Below are 26,308 nucleotides of genomic sequence, written 5' to 3' on the forward strand. Positions count from 1 at the left end.
GTTTACTCGCCGGCTCCCGGTGTCGGCTCTACCTGTCCGACGCGCACTCCGCGCCGGTGTCCCGATACGTCGGCGCCGGTCATCGGGTCGAGCTTGAGGATTGGGATCACCGCAAATACCGAAACAGCGGCGACGATAAAGAACGCGAGATGGAAATCCGCGAGCGCCAGCTGGCTGCCGGAAAACGTCGACGACATCTCCAGAATGAAGGCGGCAAACGCGACGCCAAGCGCAAGGCTTACCTGCTGCAGGAACGAGGCCATGGATGTCGCCTGGCTTGCCTGCTGGTCCGAAATCTCCGAATAGCCGAGAGCATTGGCTCCTGTGAAGAACAGCGAGCGGAATAGCCCTGCCGCGAGCAGCGCGCCGATGATCACGATATGGGGTGTGTCCGGCGTGAAGAACCCGTTGACCGCCGTCGATGCTGCGCCAAGGATGCCGGCAAAGATCAGCGCGGTTCGAAAGCCTGTCATCGCAAACACCCGCCTTGCAAGGAACTTGACCGTCAGCGCACCGATCGCACCGGCGAAGGTGATGAGGCCGGACTGAAACGGATTGAGGCCGAAACCCAGCTGCAGCATCAGCGGCATCAGGAAGGGGATCGCCCCGGTCGCGATGCGAAACATCGTGCCGCCGGTGGTGGAGGCACGGAAAGCCCGGTCGTTGAAGATCGTGAGGTTTAGCACCGGAAACGGGTGCCGCTTGGCATGGAAATAATAGAGAATGCAGGCGGCAAAGCCGGCAAACGTGGCCGTGATGCCGACGACCGGCGGCAGCGCCGGCAGGCCGATCACCGACAGGCCGAAGACGACACCGGAGGCCGCGACCGAGGTCAGCAGAAAGCCAAACCAGTCCATTCGAGGCGTCTCCACCGGCGGCACGTGCGGCAGGTAGATGCCGGTCAGGATCACGCCGGCGATGCCGATCGGCACGTTGATGATGAAGATCCAGTGCCAGGAAAAATAGGTGGTGATGAAACCGCCGATCGGCGGCCCGGTCAAAGGCCCGACCAGCGCCGGAATCGTCAGAAGCGCCATGGCGGAAACAAGTTCGCTTCGCTTCGTCGTCCGCAGCAGCACGAGACGGCCGACCGGCGTCATCATTGCACCGCCCATGCCCTGCAGAAAGCGCGACATCACGAACTGCAGCAGTGACTCGGAGATTGTGCAGAGGATCGAGCCCACAATGAAGACGCAGATTGCCAGGCGAAAGATCTTCTTTGCCCCGAATTTGTCGGACATCCAGCCGCTCAGCGGAATGAACATGGCAAGAGCCACCATGTAGGATGTCAGCGCCAGTTTCAGCGTGATCGGGCTGACCCCGAGATCGGCGGCGATGGTGGGAAGTGCGGTGGCGATGACGGTCGAATCCATCTGCTCCATGAACAGAGCGACGGCCAGAATAAGCGGAATGATGCGGTTCATGGGGAGGGCCTGCGATACGCGACGCACTTCAACGTCCCCGCTCTAGACCTGTTCCGGCATGAAGCCAATTGCACGATGTCAATTTCCGGGAGACGATGTCACGTCTGCGTGAGGCTTGTTTCCCTTTGCCTGTCGCCTGTTATCTATTCGTGTGCGGGGCTTGGGCATTTTCGGTGCACCCCCGAAAGCTTTCAAACGGAGGGATGAGATCATGACGTTCAAGGACGAACCAAAGGGCATGGAACGCCGCACGCTGCTGGGAAGTGCCGGACTGGCCGTCCTCGCGGCGCCGGCTATATGGAGTGGCCAGGCGCTGATGAGCAGCAAAGCGCTGGCACAGGAGAAGAAATTGGCAATCGATCGCGTAACCCCTCCCGACATTCACAAATTCAAGCTCGGTAGCTTCGATGTTCTCGTGGTGAAGGATGGCTCCCGCGCTTCCGGCACTCCGAACGAGACGTTTGGAACCAACCAGTCGGCCGAGACCGTCAGCGCGCTTCTCGCAGACAACTTTCTGCCGACCGATCAGTTCGTCAACGGCTTTTCCCCGACGCTCATTGATACCGGCAGCGACGTCATCCTGTTCGATACGGGATTCGGCCAGTCGGGTCATGCCATGGGTGCCGGCCGTCTGGTCGAAGGCATGGCGTCTGCCGGCTATATGCCGGGCGATGTCACGAAAGTGGTCCTGACCCATCTCCACGGCGACCATATCGGCGGCCTGATGGAAGACGGCAAGCCGGCTTTCCCCAAGGCGACCTATATCACCGGTCAGACGGAATATGATTTCTGGGTCGACGGCGCCCGCGCCGGAACGCCCGCTGAAGGCAATCAGAAGTCCGTGCTCGCCAATGTGAAGCCTCTGGCGGACAAGATGACCTTTATCGGCGAAGGCGACGACGTCGCACCCGGCATCACCGGCATGCTCGCACCCGGCCACACGCCCGGCATGATGATCTTCAACGTGGAATCGCAGGGCAAGCGCCTGATCCTCACGGCCGATACCGCCAACCACTTCGTCCTGTCGCTGCAGCGCCCGGACTGGGAGGTCAAGTTCGACATGGACAAGGCAAAGGCGGCCGCAACCCGCAAGCGCGTGTTCGACATGATCGCCACCGACAAGGTCGCCTTCCTTGGCTACCACATGCCGTTCCCCGCCGTCGGCTACGCCGAAAAGCAGGAAACCGGCTACCGCTTCGTCCCCAAGAGCTACCAGTTCGATATCTGACGAATATTGACGCGGTAAATTCACAGCTATGCAAACCCGGAGGGACTGCCTCCGGGTTTTAAATGTTCCCTTCCTGTCATTATCGTGTTACCAGCCCTCGCCAACTTCCAAGCAATTGTTGCCGGAACGTCGGGACGTATTCACGGTCCTGAGCGGTCCCGCATTTTTAAGATCGAAGGAATTGGCAATGGCTCGCATTATAGAAACGCCGACCGGTCTCGACGCCCTCACATTCGATGACGTGCTGCTGCAGCCCGGGCATTCCGAAGTCCTGCCGGGCCAGACCAGCGTCGCCACGCGCATTGCCACTGATTTCGAGCTGAACATTCCGATCATCTCGTCGGCCATGGACACCGTCACCGAAAGCCGTCTCGCCATTGCGATGGCGCAGGCCGGCGGTCTTGGCGTCATCCACAAGAACCTGACGCCGGTCGAGCAGGCCGAACAGGTTCGCCAGGTGAAGAAGTTCGAAAGCGGCATGGTCGTCAACCCGGTCACGATCGGCCCCGATGCGACGCTTGCCGATGCGCTGGCCCTGATGAAGACCTTCCACATTTCCGGCATCCCGGTCGTCGAAGCGTCTGGCCGTCTGGTCGGCATCCTGACCAACCGCGACGTGCGCTTTGCCTCGGATCCGGCCCAGAAGATCCACGAGCTGATGACCCATCAGGGCCTCATCACCGTCAAGGAAAACGTCGATCAGCAGGAGGCCAAGCGCCTGCTGCATACCAACCGCATCGAAAAGCTGCTGGTCATCGATGGCGAAGGCCGCTGCGTCGGTCTCATCACCGTCAAGGACATCGAAAAGTCGCAGCTCAACCCCCATGCCTCCAAGGACATGCAGGGCCGCCTGCGCGCCGCTGCCGCGATCGGCGTCGGTGACGATGGTTTCGAGCGTGCCGAGCGGCTGATCGAAGCCGGCGTCGATCTTCTGGTCGTCGATACCGCGCATGGCCATTCGGCCCGCGTTCTCGAAGCCGTTACCCGCGTCAAGAAGCTGTCCAACCATGTCCGCGTCATGGCCGGCAACGTTGCCACCGCAAGCGGCACCAAGGCGCTGATCGATGCGGGCGCAGACGCCGTCAAGGTCGGTATCGGCCCGGGCTCGATCTGCACCACCCGTATCGTCGCCGGCGTCGGCGTTCCCCAGCTTGCCGCCATCATGTCGGCGGTCGAAGCAGCACAGGCGCAGGACATTCCGGTCATTGCCGATGGCGGCATCAAGTTCTCCGGCGACGTCGCCAAGGCGATCGCATCCGGCGCGTCGGCCGTGATGATCGGCTCGCTGCTCGCCGGCACCGATGAAAGCCCGGGCGAAGTCTATCTCTACCAGGGCCGCTCGTTCAAAGCCTATCGCGGCATGGGTTCCGTCGGTGCCATGGCCCGCGGTTCCGCCGACCGTTACTTCCAGGCGGAAGTCCGCGACACGCTGAAGCTGGTGCCGGAAGGCATCGAAGGCCAGGTACCCTACAAGGGTCCGGTTTCCGGCGTCATCCATCAGCTCGCAGGCGGCCTGAAAGCTGCCATGGGCTATGTCGGCGGCAAGGACATCAAGGACTTCCAGGAGAAGGCGACCTTCGTTCGCATCTCCGGTGCTGGCCTGCGCGAAAGCCATCCGCATGACGTGACGATCACCCGCGAAAGCCCGAACTATCCGGGCTCCGGCGCCTGAACGTAGCGACGTCCAAAACAACAGGGCCGGGCATAGTAGCCCGGCCCTTTTTATTTCGTGCCCCCAGTATCCGCCAGCACAAATTTTGATATCTTCTCGTCGTCGATAGAGATCGACTTAAGGGGAGACTTTCGTGAAGAGAACAGTTCTTGCTGCGGTGCTTCTGGGCGCCGCTTTCATTGCGCCTGCCCAGGCGCAGACCGTCAAGGCCGGCGCGTACACGGTTGAGGGCACCAATCTCGACGGATCCGCCTATGACGGCACCGCCACCATCAAGCTGACCAGCGAGACGACCTGTGCCATCGTCTGGAAGACGGGTTCGGGCAAGAAGGCCACGTCGAACGGCATCTGCATGCTCTATGAGAACGCTTTTGCCGCAGGCTACGTGCTGGATGGCGAAGTTGGCCTCGTCGTCTATGAGGTGCGCGATGATGGCGTGCTGGAAGGTGCCTGGACGATTTCCGGCCAGGACGGATCCGGCACCGAAACCCTGACGCCGCGGTAGTCCAAGTCTGTGTAAGGAGGGCCGTCGGCCCGTTGTCGGCGGCCTTTGCTTCGTCTATGCATTCTTATGACGACAGGAGGATCAATGCTTTCCACCAATGCAACGCTCTGGCCGATGATCGCGCATGTCGCGCTCGTCTTCTGTCTCTACTGGATGCTGTCGAAGAAACGCGTTGCCGCCGTCAGGTCCGGCCGCGTCGAGGTAGCGCAGTTTCGCGAGAACCTGCAGGAACCGGCGGAAAGCCTGCTGGTCCACAACAACATCAAGAACCAGTTCGAACTGCCGGTGCTGTTTCACGTCGTCTGCCTGGTGCTTTATGCATCGACCGCAGACAACTGGGGCACGGTGGCGCTCTCCTGGCTCTTCGTCGCCTCCCGCTATGCCCATGCCTATGTGCATGTGACCAGCAATCGCCTGCGCTATCGCCGGCCGCTGTTTATGCTCGGCTTCTTCACGCTGGGCGCGCTCTGGGTCTGGCAGGCCGTGTGGCTTGCCCTCAACTGAGGGCAGGCGGCGTTCTTGTCTGCATTACCAGCCGGGCATCACCGAACCGCGCGAACGCACCATGCGCGGAAACGCCTTGGTGTCGGCATCGAGATCGTCAGGCACCACGGCCGGCGAGATATTGTCGAGGCAGGCGGTGATATGGTCGGTGATGGCGTTCATCAGCGACGGTGAGACCCCCGGCCGCTTCATCAGGCCGATCTGCACGGGTGGCAGCGGCGGAAAACCGTCGGCAGCCGTCAGAACCTTCATGCCGGGCCGCAGCGCCGATTCCGGCAGGACGGAGACAGCCATGCCGGCAAGCACGGCCGCCGCAACGACGGTCGACGACCAGCTCGTAAACAGGACCTGATATTCGCGGCCTGACGCATCCAGCGCCGAACAGGAAAGCTGGCGCCAGAGGCAGTCACGCCGACCGACCGCAAGCGGCACCGGCGCGTCGTCCTTCAGCGTGTGGTTGGCCGAACCCACCCAGCACAAAGGCTCGGTGCGAACCACGTCGGAGATCCGCTGACGCGGGTTGTGTGTGACGAGCGCGATATCCAGCTCTCCGCGCGCCATCTTCTCGGCAAGGCTGACCGAGGGTTCACAGACGATGTAGAGCTCCACATTGGGATGCGTCTTCGCAAACCGTCCGATGATTTCGGGCATGTAGCGGTCGGCGTAGTCGTCCGGCGTACCGATCCGGATCGAACCTTCCAGGCGGTTGTCGTCGAAGGCGGCGATCGCCTCGTTATTGAGTCTGATGATGCGCCTTGCGTAATTCATCAGCTTTTCGCCCTCGGCCGTCACCCGGTTGCCGCGCCCGTCCTTGGCAAACAGCTGCTTGCCGATCCGTTCTTCCAGCCGGCGCATCTGCATGGACACCGCCGACTGGGTCTTGAACACCCGATCGGCCGCCTTGGTGAAACTGCCGGTGTCGATGATGGCGATGAACGTGTGTAGCTGATCGATGTCGAGCGGTGCGGACATGCAGGCCTCCAGATGAACGTCATTCATAAGAGCGATTGATGCATATCATTAGAAACATTCGTTGGACTGATCAATAGATTTTCCCGCATAAACACGATGCAAAATCAGAACCAGCGAAGGCCTCCTCCCGGATGCCTTCACAAAGGGCAACCTTTCCGCAAAGCCGTTGTGGAAGGGGTGAGCCTCTCCGTGCCTTACGAAAGGATGATCCGATGAGCACGACCAACTACGGAACCGAACTGAAGCTTTACCGTGCAGCAGCGAAGACCAGCTTTGCAGCGCAGATCATGCTTCGAACGAAATCCGTATGGCGCGCTCTTCGAAATCGCTTCGAGGCCAATTCCCTTCACGACCTCGACGATTACCAGCTCGAAGATATCGGCATTACCCGCCACGATGTGGTGAAGGCGCTCGATCGTTCGGGCGTTCTGGATGACCCGTCGCGGCTTCTGACGCGTGCCGCCCGCGAGCATGCGCGCAACCGCTTCAAGCGGCTCTAGCGAGCCTCAAGTTTCCCCGCAGGGCGATTGCCAATAGCCCTGCCTTTGCCCGGCCGGTTTATCCGCGCCGGGCTTTTTCGTTCAAGTGACTTTTTCGTTCAGGGCTTGGCCGCTTTTCCAGTGCCGAAGTAACCGTCGAACATCGTCTCCAGGCTCTTCTGGTAGCCTTTATTCGCCTCGACGCCGCTGTCGAACATCCGGTTGACGAGATCCGCATAGGTTTGGGCAGCGCCCGGAGCGGTGGCGGAAGGCTGCGGCTGCTCTGGCTTTTCCAGGCCCCACATCGCCCGCATCGCCTGCGCAAAGGGATTGTCCAAGGGATTGCTCGTCGCGTCCGGATTCGGTGCCGCCTTGTCAAAACCCATCGCGGTCATCCACTGCTTCTGCATCGTCTCCAGCGCCGGGCCGAACGTATCGCCGCCGGCCGGAAACTGGGTCGCGAAAGGCGCCCCCATCTGCCCTGTAAACTGTTTGAAGAAGCCGCCCATCAGCGTATTGGCCATGCCAGGCATCATCTTCTCGATGATGTCCTGGCCGATGCCGGTAAACTTCTCCACCTGCGCGGCGATCGCGCGGGAAACTTCCTTGGAGCCGAACAGCTTCTCCAGCACGGCATTGCCGTCCGCCTTACCCTGCGGTGTAAAAGCCTTGCCCATGTCCTCGAAATATTTGCCATAGGCGCCGGAAAACACGGTGCTCATCAGGTCAGAAAGGTCGTAAGGGTTTGCAGACTTGCGCTTGAAGCCGGAGGAAAAGGCGGGCATCAGCGCCGCCATCGCCTCCGAAACCTGCTCTTGGGCAAGACCGAACTGCTTGGCGAAGGCCTCCATGGATGCGCCGCCGCCCTGGCCCCCTCCGGCCTTCATCATCATGTCGAACAATGGCAGCATGGGCATCCCTTCCGGCACGGGTGATTGCCCCATTATAGCCGGAAAGGCAGAGCCTCAAAGCGGATTATCGGGCCACTCGGATGCGGGTTTCAGTAAGCGTAGTCCTTGAACGCCGGCTCGACCGAGCCTTCCCAGCGCCCGTTGAACAGCGCCAGCATTTCGTCGGCAAGCGTTGCCTTCTTCACCAGAATTTCTTCCAGCGGACGAAGGAAAATCGTCTCGTCGTCGCCCTCGGCATTCTTGCGCGCGCGGGCCTTGAGGCCGGCCTTGGAGATCAGCACGCTCTCGCGGGCAATATCGAGAACCGACACGCCACGGATCTCTGCAGAAAGCCCCTTTGATGGAACGGTGTCGCGCATCTGGACGACGTCTTCGAACGTCCAGTCCTTCGTCAGCTCCTGCGCATCCGCAAGCGCCGTCTCGTCATAGAGCAGACCCACCCAGAAGGCGGGAAGCGCCGAGATGCGATCGAGCGGACCGCCGTCGGCACCGCGCATTTCCAGGAACTTCTTCAGCCGCACGTCCGGGAACAGCGTGGAAAGATGGTTGATCCAGTCGCCCATCGTCGGCTGCCAGTCGTCGACCGTACCCTTCAGCACGCCATCCATGAACTGCCGGAAGGTGATGTTGGTACAGTCGTGATACTTGCCGTTGCGCACGATGAAATACATCGGCACGTCGAGCGCCCACTCTGCATAATCGGCATAGCCGAAATCGGAGTTGAACACGAAGGGCAGCACGCCGGAGCGGCTGTTGTCGGTGTCGCGCCAGATGTCGCCGCGCCAGGAGGATAGTCCGTTCGGCTTTCCCTCGGTAAACGGTGATGCCGCAAACAGCGCGGTGGCGATCGACTGCAGCTTCATCGACACCCGCATCTTCGCGGCCATGTCTTCCTCCGACGAGAAGTCGAGGTTCACCTGGATCGTGCAGGTGCGGTACATCATGTCCAGACCCTTGGTACCGACCTTCGGCATGAAGCGGGTCATGATGTCGTAACGGGATTTAGGCATGCGCGGCGTTTCTTCGCGCGTCCATTTGGGGCTGCCGCCGATGCCGAGAAAGCCGATGCCCATCGGCTCGGCAATTTCCTTGACGAGCGCGATATGCTGCTCGGCCTCGGCCGCCACTTCATGCAGTGTTTCAAGGGGCGCCCCCGAAAGCTCGAACTGGCCGCCGGGCTCGATCGAGATCGCGCCCATGCCAGATTGTTCGCCAAGCCCGATGATGTTGCCGCCATCGGTGATCGGCTCCCAGCCAAGCCGTTCCTGCATGCCATTCAGCAGCGCGGAAATGCTGGCCTCGCCCGCATAGGGCACGGGCGAATGGTCGGCTTTGAAGAAGACGAACTTTTCGTGCTCGGTTCCGATCCGGAATTTTTCCTTCGGACGCGGTCCCTCGGCCATGTAGCTGGAAAGCTCGGCCACCGAAGAAAGCGGGGTCTGGTCGGTGGTGTCGCGGGCCATGAAAACTACCTTGTTCGGAGTGCCGTATTTAGAGAGCGAACGTCCGGCTGATTGGACCGGAATGATGTGCGGTGCAAGTGAATTTCTTTCAACGCTGGTTTAGAAAAACAGGCAGCTGTGTGTCAAATCTGTCGCGCCGGTTGGGAGCATGTTCAACGCCAGTCGCCGATCGAAGCCTGGACCACGGCAAGTGCTGCAACCGCTGCGGTATCGGCCCTCAGGATACGCGGTCCGAGCGGAATGGCACTGACAAATGGCAGCGAACGCAGACGTGCCCGTTCTTCTTCGGAAAACCCGCCTTCCGGGCCAACCAGCAGCGCCAGCTTGGTCTCCTCGATCTTTGCGAGGATCGTCAGCGGGTTCTGTCCCTCATCGCCCTCGTCGCAGAAAATGATGCGCCGGTCGGACGGCCAGTGGTCGAGGACATCGCCGAGTTTCTTCGGCGAAAGGACCTGCGGGACTGACAATATGCCGCACTGTTCGGCGGCTTCGATCACGTTCGCCTGCAGCCGTTCCATGCTCGTAATCTTGCCCTGCACGTGCTGCGTCATGACGGGTTGAAGCGTGTCGGCGCCCATTTCGACCGCCTTCTGCACCAGATAGTCCAGCCGTCCCACCTTCAGCGGCGCAAACAGGTAATGCAGGTCCGGTGCTAGCGGCTGCGGGCGCACCTGCTCGATCGGTTCAAGCGCGATCTTCTTGCGGCTCGGAAAGATGAGTTTCGCCAGCCATTCGCCGTCGCGCCCATTGAACGCCAGGATCTCGGCACCCTCAGTCAGGCGCAGCACATTGGCGAGATAGTTGAAATGCTCCGCTCCCACCTCCTGGTGCTCTGCCTTGGCAAGAGGGGCGTCGATGAACAGGCGCTGTATCCGGAAATTGGCACGCATGGGAAAACTTTCGAAACTCAGACGAACAGCGCGAAGATAACCGTCGCGACCAGCGCTGCAAGCGCAGCCGATGCCGGCAGCGTAATCATCCAGGCGCCGATGATCGACAGGAAATGCGAGCGGCGCACCAGAAAACGGCGTTTCACCTCGTTCTCGTCGTGTTCGTGCTCCTGACCGACATCCGGATCTTTGCCGGCCCTGACCCGCATATACTCGTAACGGCGGCGTGAATGGCGCGTGTACCATTCGCGGAAAAACCCGACGCCGAACACGGCGCCAACAGCAATATGCGTGGAAGATACCGGCAGACCGACCCAGGACGCGACGATCACCGTCAGCGCCGTCGAAGACGAGACGCAATAGGCGCGCATCGGATTGAGCTTGGTGATTTCGGCACCCACCAGCCGCACCAGTTTCGGTCCGTACAGCAAAAGTCCGAGCGAGATACCAAGCCCGCCGATCACCAGCTCCCACAGCGGTATGCCGACAGGTGCGGACACGCCGCCGCGTTGCGCTGCCGCGACGATCGCTGCCAGCGGACCAATCGCGTTCGACACGTCATTCGCCCCATGCGCGAACGACATCAGCGCCGCGGCAAACACAAGTGGAATGCGAAACAGCTTGCGCAGCGACTGGTTGCGGTTCTCCAGTCCGCGCGACTGTCTGGCGATGACAGGGATGACCAGCCGCCAGACGGCAAGACCCGTGATCAGCGTGATGGCGGTCGCTGTCAGTTTTGACACCGTTATCAACTGCCCAAGACCGACAAGCGAGAGGTAGCCCGCAAAAGCGCCCGCCATCAGGCCGATCAGGATCGGCACCCATGTCCGGGCAGAAGCGATCTTGTCCTCGCGGTAGATGATCGTTTCCTTGATCAGGAACAGCAGGCCGGCAGCAATCGTGGCGCCAAGGAGCGGCGACAGGACCCAGCTTGCGGTAATACCGCCGACGGTCGCCCAGTTGATGGCCGAAAAACCGGCCGCCGCGATGCCTGCACCCATCACGCTTCCGACGATCGAATGGGTGGTGGAGATCGGCGCGCCGAGCCATGTCGCGACATTGATCAGAACCGCGGCGGAAAGCAGTGCCGCCATCATCGCCCAGATCATCACGTTCGGATCGGTGATCACACCGGCACGCATGATGTTGTTGGCGATCGTACCGGCAACGCTGCCGCCGGCAATCACCGCGCCGGCGATTTCGAACACTGCCGCCAGCGCCAGGCCGAACGCCATCGTCATCGCGCGCGCGCCGACCGCCGCGCCGATATTGTTGGTAACGTCGTTGGCGCCGATATTCATCGCCATGTAGGCCGCAAGCGCGGAGGCCGCGATCACCACCACAGCACCCGGATGTCCGGTCACATAGGAAGCGGCAAAGATTGCCACCAGCACGATGAACAGCAGCGCTGCACCGGGTGCTGCAAGCCCGCGCGACGTCTGGCGCGCGGCGTCTTCCACCGAGGAGAGCTTTTCGAGATCCTTGTCGAGCGTCGGCTTGGCCAGACGCGGCCGCGTTTGGCCCATCATTTATTCCAGTATACGATTTTGGTTGGTCGAGCGGACTGTCAGCCTGCGGCCTTGATCGGCACCGTTGAACGAAGCGGATCCATTTTTTCGGCAAACCGCAGGAAGAGAATTTTCAGTTCCGGCTCGTTGACGCGGTTGGCCGCTTCCTCGCAGGAGACCCATTCCAGCTTCCGGGATCCTTTTTCCGGAAAATTCTTCAGGCAATCGGCAACTTCCAGTGCGTGAACCTGCACGCGCACCAGCACTTTCAGGCCGCTGTCGAGGGTCTTGCGGTAGTGGAAAAAGCCAAGCGCGTCCTTCTCGACCTTACCCTTGACGCCCACTTCCTCGTAAGCCTCGCGTTCGGCTACCTGATGCGCCTTCTTGTCCTTCATCGGCCATCCCTTGGGAATGACCCAACGCCCCGTATCGCGGCTTGTGGCGACCAGAACTTCCAGCTGCGTCCGCTTCTTCGTCAGGCGATAGCACAACGCGGCATACTGCTGTCGCGCAGGGCGCTGCAGCATCAAACGAAGATTGCCGGTCAGTCGGTCCATCAAGCCCAATTTCGAAACGCCTCCAAAAAATGTATGTTGCTAATATAATGCTTGCGCCGGGCTTAACGAGCAAAAGAGGATTATTTTAGGAGAATCATCTCTAATGGCGCATTCTCCATTCTGAAGCCGGCTACTGTTGCGTCAACGTCTATTTTGCGCGGACCGCGCTTTGTACGCTGATAATGTCGAGAGCGGATCTGTGGTTTATGCGTGGGCAACCCGCATTCGAGTTGATGTGCAACACCGTCATGGCATACGCTGTAACGAGATAGAGAAAGCCACGCGTTCTGAGGAGGAGGCCATGGCCGAGGCAATCGCATTCCTGCCGCCACGCGCGTCCGTCCTGTCGCGGCGGGATAACATCGTGACCGATCTTGGCCGTCTCGTACCGGCGGACTGTCTCATCCACGAAGAACGCGAACTCGCACCGTTCGAGACCGACGCCTTCATCTCCTATCGGCGCGTCCCGCTTGCCGTCGTCCTTCCACGCACCACGGCGCAGGTTGCGGCTGTGATGAAATACTGCCATCGCCACGCCATTCCGGTCGTTGCAAGGGGGGCGGGAACCTCGCTTTCGGGTGGGGCCATTCCGCAGGAGGATGCGGTCGTGCTCGGCCTTTCCAAGATGTCGCGGGTGCTGGAAGTGGACTACAGCAATCGCACCGCGACCGTGCAGGCCGGCGTCACCAATCTCAGCATTTCCGAGACGGTCGGCATCGACGGGTTTTTCTATGCGCCGGACCCGAGTTCGCAGCTCGCTTGCACGATCGGCGGCAATATCGGCATGAATTCCGGCGGCGCCCACTGCCTGAAATACGGCGTCACCACCAACAACCTGCTCGGTGTCCGGATGGTGCTTGTCGATGGCACCGTGATCGAGCTTGGCGGCAAGCATCTGGATGCCGCCGGTTACGATCTTCTCGGCCTCGTCTGCGGCTCGGAAGGCCAGCTCGGTATCGTCACCGAGGCGACGGTGCGGCTGATTGCCAAACCGGAGGGCGCGCGCCCGGTTCTGTTCGGGTTCGATAGCTCGGAAGAGGCAGGGGCCTGCGTCGCCGATATCATCGGCTCCGGCATCATTCCGGTGGCGATCGAGTTCATGGACAAACCGGCGATCGAGATCTGCGAGGCGTTCGCCAAGGCCGGCTATCCGCTCGATGTCGCAGCGCTCCTGATTGTCGAGGTCGAGGGATCGGAAGCGGAGATGGACGCGACGCTCAAAGATATCGTCGAGATCGCCCGAAGGCATCAGGTCAAGACCGTGCGCGAATGCCAGTCGGCCACCGAGGCGGCGCTGATCTGGAAAGGCCGCAAATCGGCTTTCGGCGCCACCGGCCGCATCGCCGACTATATCTGCATGGATGGCACGGTGCCGCTCGGCAAACTCTCCTACGTGCTGGAAAAGACCGCCGAAATCGTCGAACGCTTCGGCCTGCGGGTGGCGAACGTGTTTCATGCAGGTGACGGCAACATGCATCCGCTGATCCTGTTCAATGCCAACGATCCCGAAGAAGCCATGAAGGCGGAGGAAGCCGGCAACGAGATCCTGAAGCTCTGCGTCGATGCCGGAGGCTGTCTCACCGGCGAGCATGGCGTCGGTATCGAGAAGCGCGACCTGATGCGGCATCAGTTTACCCAGCCCGAACTCGACCAGCAGATGGCAATCCGCTCAGCCTTCGACGAGCAATGGATACTGAACCCGTCCAAGGTGTTTCCGCTCGAGGGGCGCAGGTGAATTTCATGCCCACCAACACCATTCCTGAAGTGGGTGTCCTTTGCTGATACCCCATTCCGAAACCGATGCCGCCTATGTCATCCGCAGCGCCGTGGCCGATGGCCGGAAGTTCGCGCTCTGCGGCGGCAACACCCGCTCCGGCTTCGGCAATGCCACCGAGGGCGCAGAGGCCCTGTCATCACGCGGCCTGACCGGCATCGTCGATTACGATCCGGCCGAAATGGTGATGACCGTTAAGGCCGGCACACCCGTCGCCGAGGTGGAAGCGGCCCTTGCCGCAAACCGCCAGATGATGGCGTTCGAGCCCATGGATCACCGCGGCATCATGGGCACGTCAGGAGAGCCCACGATCGGCGGCGTGTTTGCCGCCAATGTCTCCGGTCCGCGTCGCTTCGTGGCAGGGGCGGCTAGGGACAGTCTTCTCGGCATCCGGTTCGTCAACGGCAGCGGCGAACTGCTGCGCGCGGGCGGGCGGGTGATGAAGAACGTTACCGGCCTCGATCTGGTCAAACTTCTCGCCGGTTCGCACGGCACGCTGGGATTTCTGACGGAAGTGACCTTTCGCGTCCTTCCGGTGCCGCAGACGGTGGAAACCATCGTCATCTCCGGCCTCGATGACGAGACCGCCGCCAAGGCAATGGCGGCCGCCATGGCGCTGCCGGTGGAGGTGTCCGGTGCCGCCCATCTGCCCCAGACCGTGCGAGCCCGGTTTATCGATGGCGCCTTGCCCGAGAACGAAGCAACCGTCCTGCGTCTCGAAGGTCTCGCCGCATCCGTCGCGGTGCGTGCCGAAAAGCTGGTCGCCGTGATGCAGGCCTTTGGTCCCGTCATCCGACTCGGCATGGAAGACAGCCTGTCGCTCTGGCGCGAGATCCGCGACGTTCATCCCTATGCCAACGGTGCCGGTCGGCCCCTCTGGCGCGTCTCGATGGCGCCGATGGCCGGCTGCCAGCTTGTCGCCGCTCTTCGCATGGAGGCGGGCGTCGATGCCTATTACGACTGGCAGGGCGGACTGGTCTGGATGCAGATGGAGGCAGATCCCGAAGCGGAGTTCCTGCGCGGCTACATCCGCGCTCTCGGAGGAGGCCACGCGACCCTCATCCGCGCCTCGAAAACCGCAAGGTCCACGACCCCGTCATTCGAGCCGGTGCCGGACGCGGTGGCCGCACTCTCGGCCCGGGTCAAACAGAAACTCGACCCGGCCGGGATCTTCTCACCGGGCAAGATGGGGTGGTGATCATGAGACCATCATCGGTATCGAGGTCCTGCGCCGCCTGCGGCAGGCGGGGCCAAGTTGACAGGGAAGAAGCGCACTGATGCAGACCTCCTTCACCCCCGAACAACTGCTCGACCCGCATGTGGCGGAGTCCGAAAAGATCCTGCGCCGCTGCGTTCATTGCGGCTTTTGCACCGCCACCTGTCCCACCTATGTGACGCTGGGCGATGAGCTCGACAGCCCGCGCGGCCGCATCTATCTCATCAAGGACATGCTGGAAAACGATCGGGCAGCCGATGAGCAGGTCGTCACCCATATCGATCGCTGTCTGTCCTGCCTCTCCTGCGTCACCACCTGTCCCTCCGGCGTCGACTACATGCATCTGGTCGATCACGCCCGCATCCATATCGAAAACACCTACCGCCGGCCGCTTGCCGACCGGCTGATCCGCAGCCTGCTGGCCGCGGTTCTTCCCTATCCGGCACGGTTCAGGACGGCATTGTCGCTGGCAAGGCTCGGCCGGCCCTTCGGCCCGCTGTTGAAGCGCATCAAGCCGCTACGGCCCCTCGCAGCCATGCTGGAACTTGCGCCGAGAGCCGCCCCACCGGCCGGATCAGCCCCCGCGATATCGCAAATGCCCCAAGCGCAACGCCCCGGGCGGGTGGCGATCCTGTCGGGTTGCGCCCAGCCGGTGCTCGATCCCGGCATCAATGCCGCGACACACCGGCTGCTGTCGCGCCTCGGCGTCGAGGTCGTCAGCCCGCAAGGCGAAGGCTGCTGCGGCGCTCTTGTGCATCACATGGGGCGCGAGGAACAGGCGCTGGATTTCGCCCGCGGTAATGTCGATGTCTGGACCCGCGAAATCGAGAAGGGCGGTCTCGATGCGATCATCATCACCACCTCCGGCTGCGGCACCACGATCAAGGATTACGGCCACATGCTGCGGCTGGACCCGGCCTATGCGGAGAAGGCAGCAACAGTCTCGGCGCTCGCAAAGGACATCACCGAATACCTGTTCACGCTTGATCTTGCCAAGCTGGAGCCGAAAAAGCTCACCGTCACCTATCATTCCGCCTGTTCAATGCAGCACGGCCAGAAGATCGTCGCAGCCCCGAAGCAGCTTCTGAAGGCAGCGGGCTTTACCGTCCGCGATCCCGCCGAAGGCCATCTCTGCTGCGGGTCTGCCGGCACCTACAATATTCTGCAGCCGGAGATTTCAGGCCAGCTGAAAGCCCGCAAGGTCAGGAATATCGAGGCGACCAAGCCGGATGTGATCGCCACAGGCAATATCGGCTGCATCACCCAGATCGCGTCTGGAACAGCCATCCCGATCGTCCATACGGTGGAGCTGCTGGACTGGGCCTATGGCGGGCCCGAACCGGCAAAGCTCGCGAGAAAGGCAAAGGCACTCGTCTAGGCGAGGCCGGCCGATCTTACCCTAAAAGGCGACATCGTCGTCTGATTGCCGCCGGCACCGCCCACTCTCCACCCTCATGCCTGTGCTTGTCACAGGGATTGAGCAGCGTCGCGTCTGCGATGCGGAAGAATCTCTTCAGTCCTTTAACCTAGACCGACCGCATTCCTGTGACGCGCACAGGAATGCGAGAAGAGATGCCTAACAATCAGCCGCCGAAGATGGTGCGGAAAATGTCGAGGCCGCGGTCTTCGAAGGCGACGTCGCCCGGCTTGCTGCCGGGGCCGATGACGACCACCTTGGAGCCGACAGCAGCGCGCGCGTAAAGATGCTCGACATCCTTGTTCATCATGCGGATGCAGCCGGACGAGAGGTTGAGGCCGATCGTCCAGGGCTGGTTGGTGCCGTGGATGCGGAAGATCGTGTCACGGCCGCCCTTGTAGAGATACATGGCGCGGGCGCCGAGCGGGTTTTCTGGGCCGCCCTGCATGACGACGGGCAGCTTGATGCCGCGGCGGGCCTCACGGGCGCGCATTTCGGCAGGGGGCGTCCAGGTCGGCCATTCCGACTTGCGGCCGATCGAAACCACGCCCGACCAGCCGAAGCCTTCGCGACCGACGCCGATCCCGTAACGGGTAGCGCGGTTGTTGCCCTCGACGTAGTAGAGAAACTTGTTGTTCGTATCGACGATGATCGTGCCCGGCGCTTCATTGGTGGCGAACCGAACCTTCCGGCGCTGGAATTTCTCCGGCACCGTGCGGTTGCGCACCGAAGGCGCCACGTCGCTGGCGGTCGTCTGCGGCCGCGCCGAACTGGAGCTCTGCGCTGAGGCTGCGTGGGTCGAAGCATCCACTGCCAGAATCGAAACCATCATGCCGGCCACGGCAAACAGCATTTTACCCGATTTCATCCTTACCCCCTGGTATTTTCGTCTTGAACTGCAGGAAAACATGTCCCGACCCATCGCCCGCGGCAAGATGAGACGAGGTGAATATACACGGGCGCTCAACGATCGCCGAAGCCACCGTGGCCATATGGCCACAGCAGCCGCGGTGGCGCTTACATCACGATGACTTTGGTGCCGACATCAACACGACCGTAGAGGTCTGTCACGTCCTCGTTGCGCATGCGGATACAGCCGGAGGAGACGGCGCTGCCGATCGTCCAGGGCGCGTTGGTGCCGTGGATGCGGTAGAGCGTAGAGCCGAGATAGAGGGCACGGGCGCCGAGCGGGTTTTCCGGTCCGCCGTCCATGCGGGCGGGAAGATAGTGGCCCTTGGCGGCCTCGCGGCTGATCATTTCCTGCGGCGGGATCCAGCTCGGCCATTCGGCCTTGCGGGTCACCTTGTGTTCGCCGGCCCATTCGAAGCCCGGCTTGCCGACGCCGACGCCGTAGCGCCGTGCCTGGCCGTCCGCCATCAAGAGGTAGAGGAAGCGGTTGTTCGTATCGATGACGAGCGTGCCCGGCTTTTCCTTGGTGTCATAGGCCACCATCTGCGGCAGGAACTGCGGATCGATGCGGCTGCGTGCCGGCGCGTTGGGCCGCATGGCGACCTGTTGCGCTCTCGGCTGACCGCGATCGAATATGCCACGGCGGACCGGCCGCGGCTGGGCCTGCTCGCGGTAGATCACCCGCGGCTGTGCGGTCTGCTGCCGGTCGTTCTGCGGCTGGCGATATTGGCGAACGGTTGCTGCCGATCGTCCATTCGGTCCGGCAAGCTGCATCACCCACGGAGCGGCAAGATCCGGGCTGACGATGACCGGCGGGCGGTCGCCGTAGCGGTCGTTTGCCAAAGCTATGTTGCAAAGCGCGGTCGTCAGGCCTAGGGCCAGAAGCAGGGTCTTCGTCGTCATCGGTTCCACGTCCACTCGTTTACGGATCTGGCGGCCATGGTGAATGGCACGTCAAAGCGTTTGGTAAACGGGTGGGGTGTTCGGCGCTGGAATTCGCATAAAGCTTTAGGCAGGGTTACCGGCCCGTGTGTAAACATGGTTGCCGCAAGCTGAAGACCTGTCAGACTGACGTTAAGGATTGGATTGTCATGGTTTGGGAGAAGCAAGTGGCCGGCATCATCACGAGCGAAGATGGGAAGGGCCGCTGCTTCTGGCACGGCGGTCTCGAAGACTACCGCCGCTATCATGACGAGGAATGGGGCCGGCCGATGGCCGACGATATCAGGCTGTTCGAAAAGATCTGCCTCGAAGGCTTCCAGTCCGGTCTCTCGTGGCTGACGATCCTGCGCAAGCGCGAGAATTTCCGCGCAGCCTTCGCCGGTTTCGATTTCGACACCGTGGCGCAGTTCGGTCCAGACGATGTCGAACGATTGGTGCTCGATGCGGGCATCATCCGCCATCGCGGCAAGATCGTGTCCACCATCAACAATGCCAAGCGCGCCGTCGAGATGCGCGACGAGTTTGGCACCCTCGCCAAATTCTTCTGGAGTTTCGAACCTCGCGAGGAAGACCGACCCGCGATCATGGATCTCGCCACGCTATGCGCCAACCCCACGACGCCAGTCTCCGTCACACTGTCCAAGGTGCTCAAGAAGCGCGGCTGGACCTTCGTTGGCCCGACAACCGTCTATGCCTTCATGCAGGCGATGGGCCTCGTCAACGATCATTTCGAGGGCTGTTTCTGCCAGCCGGAGGTCGCGCAGGCACGGCTGAATTTCAAACGGCCATGACTTCGGTAAGGACCCGCTGCAACTCGCCAAGGTTCTCGATCTTGCGGAAACGCGGCGCTTCGGTCGGCGCGTCCACATGTTCCAGGACCCAGGTCAGGGCATGCGGCACGTAAACGCCCCAGGATCCCGCGGCGATGGCCGGCACGATATCCGACTTGAGCGAGTTGCCCACCATCATCGCCCGTTCAGGCCCGTCGGCCAATTTTTGGAAAATGCGCCGATAGGTGGTGGCCGTCTTGTCCGAAACGATCTCCACCGCGTCGAAGAAATCACCGAGGCCCGATTGCGCCAGCTTGCGTTCCTGGTCGAACAGGTCGCCCTTGGTAATCAGCACCAGCAGATAATGGCCGTTCAGCGATCTTAGCGTTTCTTCCACATGCGGCAGCGCCTCGACCGGGTGGCGCAGCAGCTCCCGGCCGATATCGAGGATTTCGCCGATGGTGCGGGATGGTACGTTGCCGTCCGTCACTTCGATCGCGGTTTCGATCATCGACAGGGTAAAGCCCTTTATGCCGAAACCATAATATCCGAGATTGCGCTTCTCGGCCTCCAGCAGTCGCGCGGAAATATCGGCGCCATCGCCAAAATCACCAAGCAGCTTTTGGAAGTGCCGTTCCGTCAGGCGGTAGTATTGTTCGTTCTGCCAGAGCGTGTCGTCGGCATCAAAACCGATTGCGGTAATCGGGCGCATGTCACTAGCCTCCAGACCGTCAAGATACGGAAGGATGCGACGTTGGACAAGCTTCGAAGCTTACTGTCCCTTCGCCTTCAGCCATGCCTGCATCTCGGCAATTTCCTTTTCCTGCGCCTTGATGATCTCTTCAGCCAGCTTGCGTAGGTCAGGGTCCTTGCCGTGTTCCAGCTCGACCTTGGCCATGTCGATCGCGCCCTGGTGGTGAGCGATCATGCCGCGCGCGAAATCGACATCTGCATCGCCGGAATAGTTCAGCGACATGTCGCTGTGCATTTTTGCAGCCGCATCCTTGTAAGCCTTCGTAGACGGGCTTGTGTCCGTCTGTCCCTGCGGCTTTGTCGAGGAATGGTCATGCCCCTTCATGTCCTGCGCAACGGCCAGGCTGAAGGAAAGGGCAAGAACGGCGGCGGCGATGGGGAGCGTGCGTGTCATCATGCACCAAAGCTAAAACGCAGCTTCGCGCAAATCAAGCTACCGCGCGATCACATCATGGACAGCCTGATACTCACGGCCAAGTTCGCCATAGGGCGCGACCGGCCACGTCCAGGCTCGGACCGCCTGCGGCGGCGTAACGCCGGCCAGAAGATCCGTTGTCTCCAGAACCTCTCCCTGCCGATCGACAATCCTGTAGGCGGTATCGGTCAAAAGGATCTGCCGGTAGGGCAGGGCGGAGATGCCGTCCAGATGCGCGTTTACGAGCTTGGCGACGATGGCATCCGGTTCCGCATGCCCGGTCTTCTCGATCTGCCGCCGTGCGCCGACGCCGATCTGAGACAGGATATTGGCCGACACGACCAGATCGAGATACGGCACCTGCCGCAGAAACGCCAAAGGCTCCGGCACGTCGCCCGCAAGTGCCGCGTCGAGACCCGAGAGATTGCGCGAAATCAGCCGCACATTCCGGTATCTGCCCGCAAGCATCCGCAGCCGCACGGAGGCGAGATGCACCAGATCGACCAGAACGACCGTATCGAAACCCTTCGCCAGATCCTCGATCGGCACGTCGCGCAACAGACCGGAGCCAAGCACGACGACGGTCCGCCGCTGCTTCATCCCGACAATCGTTTCACGAATGAAAGCCTTGCAATTCTCCTCATGCGGCGCCCAGGCGTGGGCGCATCGGTTGGCCCGCGACCAGAGGTTGACCGAGGACCGGATGAACGGCCGGAATTCAGCTGACGTGACCGGCAGGGTCGCGGTGTAATGAAGCGCTTCGAGGATCATGGGTGAGCGATAGAGGCCTGGCTGCCAGTTCTGTCAATCATTCAGTCCGAGCTCGCGTTCGACTTGCTCCATCGTATACGTGCGTGAATTGCCATTTCGGACTTCTTCAAGATACGCGTCAGCGACTGCCATATCGTGGAGATCTTCGAGATGCTTGTGGAGAACCTGAGCAATATATGCGTCGGTATCAAAGCCATGCAGATCGGCATAGCGCCTCAAGAGGCGATGCATCGGTTCCGGGATTTCGATCGTGACGCGCTTGTCCATGGCCGTAACCCCTGTGGTGGCGCAATATATACCACCGCTCTGGCCTGTTCGCCAGCCGCCGCCCTTGCCGCTCCGGCTGTCATCCTCTAAGAAACCGCACACTAATCCGGCCTTTCCCGAAGGCCCGAAGGCAATGGAATATCGATCATGAGCGACAAACAAAAGAAGCCCCAGAAACTGAAGGCCCGCCTGCCGCGCGGCTTTGTCGATCGTTCGAGCGCCGATATCCACGCCACCAACGAAATGGTCGGAAAAATCCGCGAAGTCTACGAGCGCTACGGTTTCGATCCGCTCGAGACGCCGCTGTTCGAATATACCGATGCGCTCGGCAAGTTCCTGCCCGACAGCGACCGCCCCAACGAGGGCGTCTTCTCGCTGCAGGACGACGACGAACAGTGGATGTCGCTGCGCTACGATCTGACCGCGCCGCTCGCCCGCCACGTTGCCGAAAACTTCAACGAGATCCAGCTGCCGTTCCGCACCTACCGCGCCGGCTACGTGTTCCGCAACGAAAAGCCCGGCCCCGGCCGTTTCCGCCAGTTCATGCAGTTCGACGCCGATACGGTCGGCGCACCCGGCGTCCAGGCCGATGCCGAAATGTGCATGATGATGGCCGACACGATGGAAGCGCTGGGTATCAAGCGCGGCGATTACGTGATCCGGGTAAACAACCGCAAGGTTCTGGATGGCGTCATGGAGGCGATCGGCCTCGGTGGCGACGACAAGGCCGGCCAGCGGCTGAACGTGCTGCGCGCCATCGATAAGCTCGACAAGTTCGGCTCTAAGGGCGTTGCTCTGTTGCTGGGTGCCGGCCGCAAGGATGAGAGTGGCGACTTCACCAAGGGTGCGGGACTTGGCGAGGAACAGATCGAAAAGGTTCTCTTCTTCGTTGGCATCAAGGATTACGCGGAAAGCGCGGCTGAACTCGGCGAACTGGTTGCTGGAACAGCCAGGGGCAGCGAGGGCGTTGAGGAACTGAACATCATCGGCGCGCTGGCAACAGGTGCCGGTTACGGCCCCGATCGTATCAAGATCGACCCCTCCGTCGTCCGCGGCCTCGAATACTACACCGGCCCGGTCTTCGAAGCCGAACTCACCTTCGACGTCACAAATGATAAAGGCGAAAAGGTCGTCTTCGGGTCCGTGGGCGGCGGTGGTCGTTACGATGGTCTCGTGTCGCGCTTCATGGGCCAGCCGGTGCCGGCCACTGGTTTCTCCATCGGCGTCTCGCGGCTGCTGACGGCGCTGAAGAACCTTGGCAAGCTCGGCCAGGATGAGGTGGTCGCACCCGTCCTCGTCACCGTCATGGATGGTGATGTCGAGAGCATGGGACGCTACCAGAAATTCACGCAGGATCTCCGCCAAGCCGGCATTCGCGCTGAAATGTACCAGGGCAACTGGAAGAAATTCGGCAACCAGCTGAAATATGCCGACCGCAGAGGCTGCCCGATCGCCATCATCCAGGGCGGCGACGAGCGCGCCGAGGGTGTCGTGCAGTTGAAGGACCTGTTCGAGGGCAAGCGCCTCTCCGGCGAGATCACCGACAATGCCGAATGGCGCGAAGCCCGCGTCGCGCAGGATACGGTCGCAGAAGCCGATCTCGTCGCCAAGGTGCAGGAAATCCTGGCAGCCCAGGCCGAAGATCGCAGGCGGGCGAAGAATGCTTAAGCTGCCCCTCACCCTAGCCCTCTCCCCGCAAGCGGGGAGAGGGGACGTGCCCCAAGCGACCTCGATATCCGGGCGAACCAGCGCGGCATATCCCTTCTCCCCGTCAGAACGGGGAGAAGGTGGCGGCAGCCGGATGAGGGGCAAATCCACGGCAAACCCGGGAGCCGTCCCATGCCGCTGATCAACATGCCCGAATTTTCCGGTCGCCTGCTCGATGAATTTGCCGGTCGCGGTGCGGCCCGCATCGATACGCCGGTGATCCAGCCGGCAGCACCCTTTCTCGACATGGCCGGCGAGGATCTTCGCCGCCGCATCTTCCTCACCGAAAGCGAGCGCGGCGAAAGCCTGTGTCTGCGGCCGGAATTCACCATTCCCGTCTGCCTGCGCCATATCGAGACCGCCACCGGCACGCCGCGGCGCTATTGCTATCTCGGCGAAGTGTTTCGCCAGCGGCGTGACGGCGACAACGAGTTCTATCAGGCCGGCATCGAGGATCTCGGCGAAAAGAACGTCGCAAGCGCCGATGCCCGGGCCGTCACCGATGCGGTCGAAATCATCGCAAGCCTGCTTCCCGGTCGCGCTCTCACGATCACGCTCGGCGATCAGACCGTGTTCGAAGCGGTCGTGCGCTCGCTCGGCCTGCCGCTCGGCTGGCAGAAGCGGCTGATCCAGGCGTTTGGCAATACCGCGCTTCTGAAACAACTGCTGCTGACGCTTGCGACCCCGCAGCCGGTCGCCGGCCTGTCGCTAGAACTTGCCGATCTCCTGCGCAAGGACGAGGCGGCGCTGATCGACCATATTGACCGGACCATGCAAGACACCGGCTATTCCACCAATGCCAGCCGCTCGCCGCGCGAGATCGCAGCCCGGCTGACGGAAAAGCTGGCGCTCGCCGAAACCCGGCTGGATGGCGGAGCACTTCTTCTCTTAAGCGAGTTCCTGTCGCTGGAACTGCCACTTTCGGAGGCAGCCGCCGCTCTTGCCGGTTTTGCCGATGCCGCAGGCCTGTCCTTCGGCCATGCGCTTGGCGAATTCGAAGCCCGCGTTGCAGCGCTTCAGGATCTCGGCATGGACCCGTCGCGCATCACCTATCGTGCGGCCTTCGGTCGTCCGCTCGATTATTACACCGGCCTCGTTTTCGAGGTCACGCAAAAGGAGTCGGACGCGGTTCTGGTCGGCGGCGGTCGCTTCGATCGGCTGCTGACGCTGCTCGGCGCCGTGGACGATATTCCGGCCGTCGGCTTTTCGCTGTGGCTCGACCGGATCGAACAGGCGAGGGCGCGCTGATGACCATTACCATCGCTTTGCCCTCCAAGGGCCGCATGAAGGACGATGCCTCGGCGATCTTCGAGCGCGCCGGCCTTCCCATCGTCGCTGTCGGCAATGATCGCTCCTATCGCGGCCGCGTCGAAGGCCACGAGGATATCGAGATCGCCTTTCTCTCGGCCTCCGAGATCGCCCGTGAACTGGGCGCTGGCGCCGTCGATTTCGGCGTCACTGGCGAGGATCTCGTGCGCGAAGGCCTGGTCGATGCAGACCGGCAGGTCGAGATCGTCGCCCGCCTCGGCTTCGGCCATGCGGATGTGGTCGTCGCCGTTCCGGAAATCTGGCTCGACGTCGATACCATGGCAGACCTCGGCGATGTCGCCGCCGATTTCCGCGCGCGCCACGGTCGGCGGTTGCAGATCGCCACGAAATACTGGCGGCTCACCCAGCAGCATTTCTCGTCGCAGCACGGCATTCAGCTTTACCGCATCGTCGAAAGCCTCGGCGCCACGGAAGGCGCACCGGCAGCGGGACAGGCCGATATCATCGTCGATATCACCTCGACCGGCTCGACACTGCGCGCCAACCACTTGAAGATCCTGTCGGATGGCGTCATCCTCAAGTCGCAGGCCTGCTTGGTGAGAGCGCGCAAATCCGCGCATGAGAGCGATCCGCGCATCGCGCATATCGTCGACGCCGTGCGCAACGCGCTCTGATGGCCGGCGAAGACGCCAATATCATCGGGCTCTACGAACGCCACGCAGCTGCCTTCGACAAGCTGCGCGGCAAGACCCTGTTCGAGAGGCCGTGGCTCGACAGGTTTGCGGCCACCATGCCGCCGCGCGGCCACGTGCTCGATCTCGGCTGTGGTGCAGCGGAACCGATCGCGGCCGACCTCATCCGCCGCAATCTTCGCCTTACCGGTGTCGATACGTCGGAAACGCTGATCGGGCTTGCCCGCGAACGGTTTCCGGGCCGCGCCTGGATCGTTGCCGACATGCGCAAGTTCTACCAGCCGACCAAGTTCGATGGCATCATCGCCTGGCACAGCTTCTTCCACCTCAACCCGCAGGACCAGCGCGCCATGTTCCCGCGCTTTGCAGCACTCGCTGGCTCCGGTGCGGCGCTGATGTTTACCGCCGGCCATTTCGAAGGCGAGGCGATGGGCGAGTTCGGCGGTGAACCGCTCTATCACGCCAGCCTGGCGGCTGATGAATACGAAGCGCTCCTTACAAAAAACGGCTTCGAGGTGCTGGCAAGCGTCGCCCAGGATCCGCAATGCGGTGGCGCAACCGTCTGGCTGGCAAAGAACATCCGCCGCCGGACATCATAGCAATTCCAGAATAAAAAAAAGCCCACCAGTCAGTTGACTGGCGGGCCTTCATGGCAGGGAACGCTCAAAGGTTAGGCAGCGATTGCGACCTTACCGCGGCGAGCGTCGACCGAGTAGAGACCGGGGCCGTAGGTAGCGAGCAGGATGTAGGCGCCGGCAAGGGTCACGTTCTTCATCAGCATGATGCCGTTGAGCGTGTTGATCCAGCCGAGAGCGGCATCCGGCCAGCCGGGAACGGCAACGGTGCCCGAATGGAACATCACGCCGGTGAAGATGCAGAACAGGGCGATGGCCCAGCCGGCAATCTTGGTCTGGAAGCCGACGAGAACAGCAAGACCGGCAACGAATTCGAACAGGCCGGCGAGATAGGCAAGGGCGGTTGCAGCCGGCATGCCGGCGCCTGCGATCATGCCGGCAGTGCCTGCAGGATCGGCCAGCTTGCCGAAGCCGGCAAAGATGAACATGAACGACAGAAGAATGCGTGCGACGAGAATGATGATGTTGTTGGTGCTGGACATGGGAAGTCTCCGGGTTGCGGCGCTGGATCTTTCTCCCCGCCGCGTGTGAATTCTTGAACCGGACATTACCCCTTTCTGCCAAACGCGAAAGATGAACGATCGGAGACTGTTTGTCTCATAAAAGTGAACGATCAAGGCCATTTTAGAATGTGCAAAAAATCGCATATGCAAGCGAA

27 protein-coding genes are annotated in these 26,308 nt (G+C 61.6%); 13 read left to right on the forward strand and 14 right to left on the reverse strand.

Translation table 11 applies throughout. From position 1 onward, the window contains the following. Positions 1-2 precede the first annotated feature (2 nt). Positions 3-1,424, reverse strand: coding sequence for an MFS transporter (locus BLW69_RS08175; RefSeq protein ID WP_092661324.1), 1,422 nt, complete (start codon positions 1,422-1,424; stop codon positions 3-5). 238 nt (positions 1,425-1,662) lie between these two features. Between BLW69_RS08175 and BLW69_RS08180 the strand changes: the two genes are divergently transcribed. From BLW69_RS08180 to BLW69_RS08195, 4 genes are all read left to right on the forward strand, one after another. Beyond that, the gene (locus BLW69_RS08180; RefSeq protein ID WP_062580161.1) at positions 1,663-2,652 is read left to right on the forward strand and encodes an MBL fold metallo-hydrolase; all 990 of its coding nucleotides are present in this window, start codon (positions 1,663-1,665) and stop codon (positions 2,650-2,652) included. Positions 2,653-2,839: 187 nt separating this feature from the next. Beyond that, a complete protein-coding gene (guaB, locus tag BLW69_RS08185; RefSeq protein WP_062453742.1) occupies positions 2,840-4,324 on the forward strand; it encodes an IMP dehydrogenase in 1,485 nt (494 codons plus the stop codon). Positions 4,325-4,457: 133 nt separating this feature from the next. Next, positions 4,458-4,829, forward strand: coding sequence for a hypothetical protein (locus BLW69_RS08190; RefSeq protein WP_062453741.1), 372 nt, complete (start codon positions 4,458-4,460; stop codon positions 4,827-4,829). Between the two features lie 84 nt (positions 4,830-4,913). Then, complete coding sequence (locus BLW69_RS08195) at positions 4,914-5,333, forward strand: MAPEG family protein (protein WP_062453740.1); 420 nt, start codon at positions 4,914-4,916, stop codon at positions 5,331-5,333. 24 nt (positions 5,334-5,357) lie between these two features. Here BLW69_RS08195 and BLW69_RS08200 read toward each other — a convergent pair whose 3' ends face one another. Continuing rightward, complete coding sequence (locus BLW69_RS08200; RefSeq protein WP_062580164.1) at positions 5,358-6,305, reverse strand: LysR substrate-binding domain-containing protein; 948 nt, start codon at positions 6,303-6,305, stop codon at positions 5,358-5,360. Positions 6,306-6,517: 212 nt separating this feature from the next. Between BLW69_RS08200 and BLW69_RS08205 the strand changes: the two genes are divergently transcribed. After that, on the forward strand, positions 6,518-6,805 hold the full coding sequence (locus tag BLW69_RS08205) for a YjiS-like domain-containing protein (protein WP_092661326.1): 288 nt from the start codon (positions 6,518-6,520) through the stop codon (positions 6,803-6,805). A 98-nt stretch (positions 6,806-6,903) separates the two neighbouring features. Here BLW69_RS08205 and BLW69_RS08210 read toward each other — a convergent pair whose 3' ends face one another. The 5 genes from BLW69_RS08210 to BLW69_RS08230 form a co-directional block, all read right to left on the reverse strand. Next, on the reverse strand, positions 6,904-7,695 hold the full coding sequence (locus tag BLW69_RS08210; protein ID WP_062453738.1) for a DUF937 domain-containing protein: 792 nt from the start codon (positions 7,693-7,695) through the stop codon (positions 6,904-6,906). A gap of 89 nt (positions 7,696-7,784) precedes the next feature. Then, a complete protein-coding gene (locus tag BLW69_RS08215; RefSeq protein WP_092661328.1) occupies positions 7,785-9,158 on the reverse strand; it encodes a glutamate--cysteine ligase in 1,374 nt (457 codons plus the stop codon). Between the two features lie 152 nt (positions 9,159-9,310). Then, on the reverse strand, positions 9,311-10,048 hold the full coding sequence (locus BLW69_RS08220) for a 16S rRNA (uracil(1498)-N(3))-methyltransferase (RefSeq protein ID WP_092661330.1): 738 nt from the start codon (positions 10,046-10,048) through the stop codon (positions 9,311-9,313). 17 nt (positions 10,049-10,065) lie between these two features. After that, positions 10,066-11,574 (reverse strand): inorganic phosphate transporter, encoded by a 1,509-nt coding sequence (locus BLW69_RS08225; protein WP_092661332.1) that lies wholly within the window; start codon positions 11,572-11,574, stop codon positions 10,066-10,068. Positions 11,575-11,615: 41 nt separating this feature from the next. Continuing rightward, complete coding sequence (locus tag BLW69_RS08230; protein WP_174195683.1) at positions 11,616-12,122, reverse strand: NUDIX hydrolase; 507 nt, start codon at positions 12,120-12,122, stop codon at positions 11,616-11,618. A 292-nt stretch (positions 12,123-12,414) separates the two neighbouring features. Here BLW69_RS08230 and BLW69_RS08235 point away from each other — a divergent pair, with 292 nt between their 5' ends. The 3 genes from BLW69_RS08235 to glcF all read left to right on the forward strand — a co-directional run bounded on the left by BLW69_RS08235 (position 12,415) and on the right by glcF (position 16,481). After that, positions 12,415-13,848: an FAD-linked oxidase C-terminal domain-containing protein gene (locus BLW69_RS08235; protein WP_092661334.1), complete on the forward strand. Its 1,434-nt coding sequence runs from the start codon at positions 12,415-12,417 to the stop codon at positions 13,846-13,848. A 40-nt stretch (positions 13,849-13,888) separates the two neighbouring features. After that, positions 13,889-15,085, forward strand: a complete 1,197-nt coding sequence (locus BLW69_RS08240) for an FAD-binding protein (RefSeq protein ID WP_092661336.1) — start codon at positions 13,889-13,891, stop codon at positions 15,083-15,085. 79 nt (positions 15,086-15,164) lie between these two features. Next, positions 15,165-16,481 (forward strand): glycolate oxidase subunit GlcF, encoded by a 1,317-nt coding sequence (gene glcF / locus BLW69_RS08245; protein WP_062579280.1) that lies wholly within the window; start codon positions 15,165-15,167, stop codon positions 16,479-16,481. 205 nt (positions 16,482-16,686) lie between these two features. On the opposite strand, the gene BLW69_RS08250 is transcribed toward glcF, so the two are convergent. Then, the gene (locus BLW69_RS08250; RefSeq protein WP_244473998.1) at positions 16,687-17,388 is read right to left on the reverse strand and encodes a L,D-transpeptidase; all 702 of its coding nucleotides are present in this window, start codon (positions 17,386-17,388) and stop codon (positions 16,687-16,689) included. A gap of 149 nt (positions 17,389-17,537) precedes the next feature. After that, on the reverse strand, positions 17,538-18,332 hold the full coding sequence (locus BLW69_RS08255; protein WP_092661337.1) for a L,D-transpeptidase: 795 nt from the start codon (positions 18,330-18,332) through the stop codon (positions 17,538-17,540). Between the two features lie 206 nt (positions 18,333-18,538). Here BLW69_RS08255 and BLW69_RS08260 point away from each other — a divergent pair, with 206 nt between their 5' ends. Further along, on the forward strand, positions 18,539-19,162 hold the full coding sequence (locus BLW69_RS08260) for a DNA-3-methyladenine glycosylase I (protein ID WP_244473999.1): 624 nt from the start codon (positions 18,539-18,541) through the stop codon (positions 19,160-19,162). On the opposite strand, the gene BLW69_RS08265 is transcribed toward BLW69_RS08260, so the two are convergent. From BLW69_RS08265 to BLW69_RS08280, 4 genes are read right to left on the reverse strand one after another with little or no spacing between them, the layout of a single operon-like run. Then, positions 19,149-19,853 carry an HAD family hydrolase gene (locus BLW69_RS08265; protein ID WP_062453728.1) on the reverse strand — a complete coding sequence of 235 codons (705 nt, stop codon included), beginning with the start codon at positions 19,851-19,853 and terminating at the stop codon, positions 19,149-19,151. The genes BLW69_RS08260 and BLW69_RS08265 overlap by 14 nt on opposite strands. Positions 19,854-19,913: 60 nt before the next feature. After that, positions 19,914-20,291: a CopM family metallochaperone gene (locus tag BLW69_RS08270; RefSeq protein WP_174195687.1), complete on the reverse strand. Its 378-nt coding sequence runs from the start codon at positions 20,289-20,291 to the stop codon at positions 19,914-19,916. Between the two features lie 36 nt (positions 20,292-20,327). Next, positions 20,328-21,080, reverse strand: coding sequence for a hypothetical protein (locus tag BLW69_RS08275; RefSeq protein WP_092661339.1), 753 nt, complete (start codon positions 21,078-21,080; stop codon positions 20,328-20,330). 33 nt (positions 21,081-21,113) lie between these two features. After that, a complete protein-coding gene (locus BLW69_RS08280; protein ID WP_092661341.1) occupies positions 21,114-21,347 on the reverse strand; it encodes a type II toxin-antitoxin system RelB family antitoxin in 234 nt (77 codons plus the stop codon). 147 nt (positions 21,348-21,494) lie between these two features. Between BLW69_RS08280 and hisS the strand changes: the two genes are divergently transcribed. The 4 genes from hisS to BLW69_RS08300 all read left to right on the forward strand — a co-directional run bounded on the left by hisS (position 21,495) and on the right by BLW69_RS08300 (position 25,614). Continuing rightward, a complete protein-coding gene (gene hisS / locus BLW69_RS08285; RefSeq protein WP_092661343.1) occupies positions 21,495-23,015 on the forward strand; it encodes a histidine--tRNA ligase in 1,521 nt (506 codons plus the stop codon). A gap of 171 nt (positions 23,016-23,186) precedes the next feature. Further along, positions 23,187-24,302 carry an ATP phosphoribosyltransferase regulatory subunit gene (locus BLW69_RS08290; protein ID WP_092661345.1) on the forward strand — a complete coding sequence of 372 codons (1,116 nt, stop codon included), beginning with the start codon at positions 23,187-23,189 and terminating at the stop codon, positions 24,300-24,302. After that, on the forward strand, positions 24,302-24,997 hold the full coding sequence (gene hisG, locus BLW69_RS08295) for an ATP phosphoribosyltransferase (protein WP_062579299.1): 696 nt from the start codon (positions 24,302-24,304) through the stop codon (positions 24,995-24,997). Before BLW69_RS08290 ends, hisG begins: the two co-directional genes overlap by 1 nt. Continuing rightward, positions 24,997-25,614, forward strand: coding sequence for a class I SAM-dependent DNA methyltransferase (locus BLW69_RS08300; RefSeq protein WP_092661347.1), 618 nt, complete (start codon positions 24,997-24,999; stop codon positions 25,612-25,614). The genes hisG and BLW69_RS08300 overlap by 1 nt, the downstream gene beginning before the upstream one ends. 71 nt (positions 25,615-25,685) lie before the next feature. Here BLW69_RS08300 and BLW69_RS08305 read toward each other — a convergent pair whose 3' ends face one another. Then, a complete protein-coding gene (locus BLW69_RS08305) occupies positions 25,686-26,132 on the reverse strand; it encodes a DoxX family protein (RefSeq protein ID WP_062453720.1) in 447 nt (148 codons plus the stop codon). Positions 26,133-26,308: the final 176 nt, after the last annotated feature.

The sequence above is a fragment of the Rhizobium sp. NFR12 genome, from assembly GCF_900108545.1.
GTDB classification, from domain to species: Bacteria; Pseudomonadota; Alphaproteobacteria; order Rhizobiales; family Rhizobiaceae; genus Neorhizobium; species Neorhizobium soli.

What these genes read in the sequence shown, in the direction of transcription:
- BLW69_RS08275 (WP_092661339.1), bottom strand. Translation starts at nt 21,080, where the DNA reads ATGATCCTCGAAGCGCTTCATTACACCGCGACCCTGCCGGTCACGTCA.
- BLW69_RS08265 (WP_062453728.1), bottom strand. Translation starts at nt 19,853, where the DNA reads ATGCGCCCGATTACCGCAATCGGTTTTGATGCCGACGACACGCTCTGG.
- BLW69_RS08215 (WP_092661328.1), bottom strand. Translation starts at nt 9,158, where the DNA reads ATGGCCCGCGACACCACCGACCAGACCCCGCTTTCTTCGGTGGCCGAG.
- BLW69_RS08300 (WP_092661347.1), top strand. Translation starts at nt 24,997, where the DNA reads ATGGCCGGCGAAGACGCCAATATCATCGGGCTCTACGAACGCCACGCA.
- BLW69_RS08220 (WP_092661330.1), bottom strand. Translation starts at nt 10,048, where the DNA reads ATGCGTGCCAATTTCCGGATACAGCGCCTGTTCATCGACGCCCCTCTT.
- hisS (WP_092661343.1), top strand. Translation starts at nt 21,495, where the DNA reads ATGAGCGACAAACAAAAGAAGCCCCAGAAACTGAAGGCCCGCCTGCCG.
- BLW69_RS08305 (WP_062453720.1), bottom strand. Translation starts at nt 26,132, where the DNA reads ATGTCCAGCACCAACAACATCATCATTCTCGTCGCACGCATTCTTCTG.
- hisG (WP_062579299.1), top strand. Translation starts at nt 24,302, where the DNA reads ATGACCATTACCATCGCTTTGCCCTCCAAGGGCCGCATGAAGGACGAT.
- BLW69_RS08195 (WP_062453740.1), top strand. Translation starts at nt 4,914, where the DNA reads ATGCTTTCCACCAATGCAACGCTCTGGCCGATGATCGCGCATGTCGCG.
- BLW69_RS08235 (WP_092661334.1), top strand. Translation starts at nt 12,415, where the DNA reads ATGGCCGAGGCAATCGCATTCCTGCCGCCACGCGCGTCCGTCCTGTCG.
- BLW69_RS08270 (WP_174195687.1), bottom strand. Translation starts at nt 20,291, where the DNA reads ATGATGACACGCACGCTCCCCATCGCCGCCGCCGTTCTTGCCCTTTCC.
- BLW69_RS08250 (WP_244473998.1), bottom strand. Translation starts at nt 17,388, where the DNA reads ATGAAATCGGGTAAAATGCTGTTTGCCGTGGCCGGCATGATGGTTTCG.
- glcF (WP_062579280.1), top strand. Translation starts at nt 15,165, where the DNA reads ATGCAGACCTCCTTCACCCCCGAACAACTGCTCGACCCGCATGTGGCG.
- BLW69_RS08225 (WP_092661332.1), bottom strand. Translation starts at nt 11,574, where the DNA reads ATGGGCCAAACGCGGCCGCGTCTGGCCAAGCCGACGCTCGACAAGGAT.
- BLW69_RS08175 (WP_092661324.1), bottom strand. Translation starts at nt 1,424, where the DNA reads ATGAACCGCATCATTCCGCTTATTCTGGCCGTCGCTCTGTTCATGGAG.
- BLW69_RS08180 (WP_062580161.1), top strand. Translation starts at nt 1,663, where the DNA reads ATGGAACGCCGCACGCTGCTGGGAAGTGCCGGACTGGCCGTCCTCGCG.
- BLW69_RS08200 (WP_062580164.1), bottom strand. Translation starts at nt 6,305, where the DNA reads ATGTCCGCACCGCTCGACATCGATCAGCTACACACGTTCATCGCCATC.
- guaB (WP_062453742.1), top strand. Translation starts at nt 2,840, where the DNA reads ATGGCTCGCATTATAGAAACGCCGACCGGTCTCGACGCCCTCACATTC.
- BLW69_RS08205 (WP_092661326.1), top strand. Translation starts at nt 6,518, where the DNA reads ATGAGCACGACCAACTACGGAACCGAACTGAAGCTTTACCGTGCAGCA.
- BLW69_RS08290 (WP_092661345.1), top strand. Translation starts at nt 23,187, where the DNA reads ATGCCGCTGATCAACATGCCCGAATTTTCCGGTCGCCTGCTCGATGAA.
- BLW69_RS08255 (WP_092661337.1), bottom strand. Translation starts at nt 18,332, where the DNA reads ATGACGACGAAGACCCTGCTTCTGGCCCTAGGCCTGACGACCGCGCTT.
- BLW69_RS08280 (WP_092661341.1), bottom strand. Translation starts at nt 21,347, where the DNA reads ATGGACAAGCGCGTCACGATCGAAATCCCGGAACCGATGCATCGCCTC.
- BLW69_RS08210 (WP_062453738.1), bottom strand. Translation starts at nt 7,695, where the DNA reads ATGCTGCCATTGTTCGACATGATGATGAAGGCCGGAGGGGGCCAGGGC.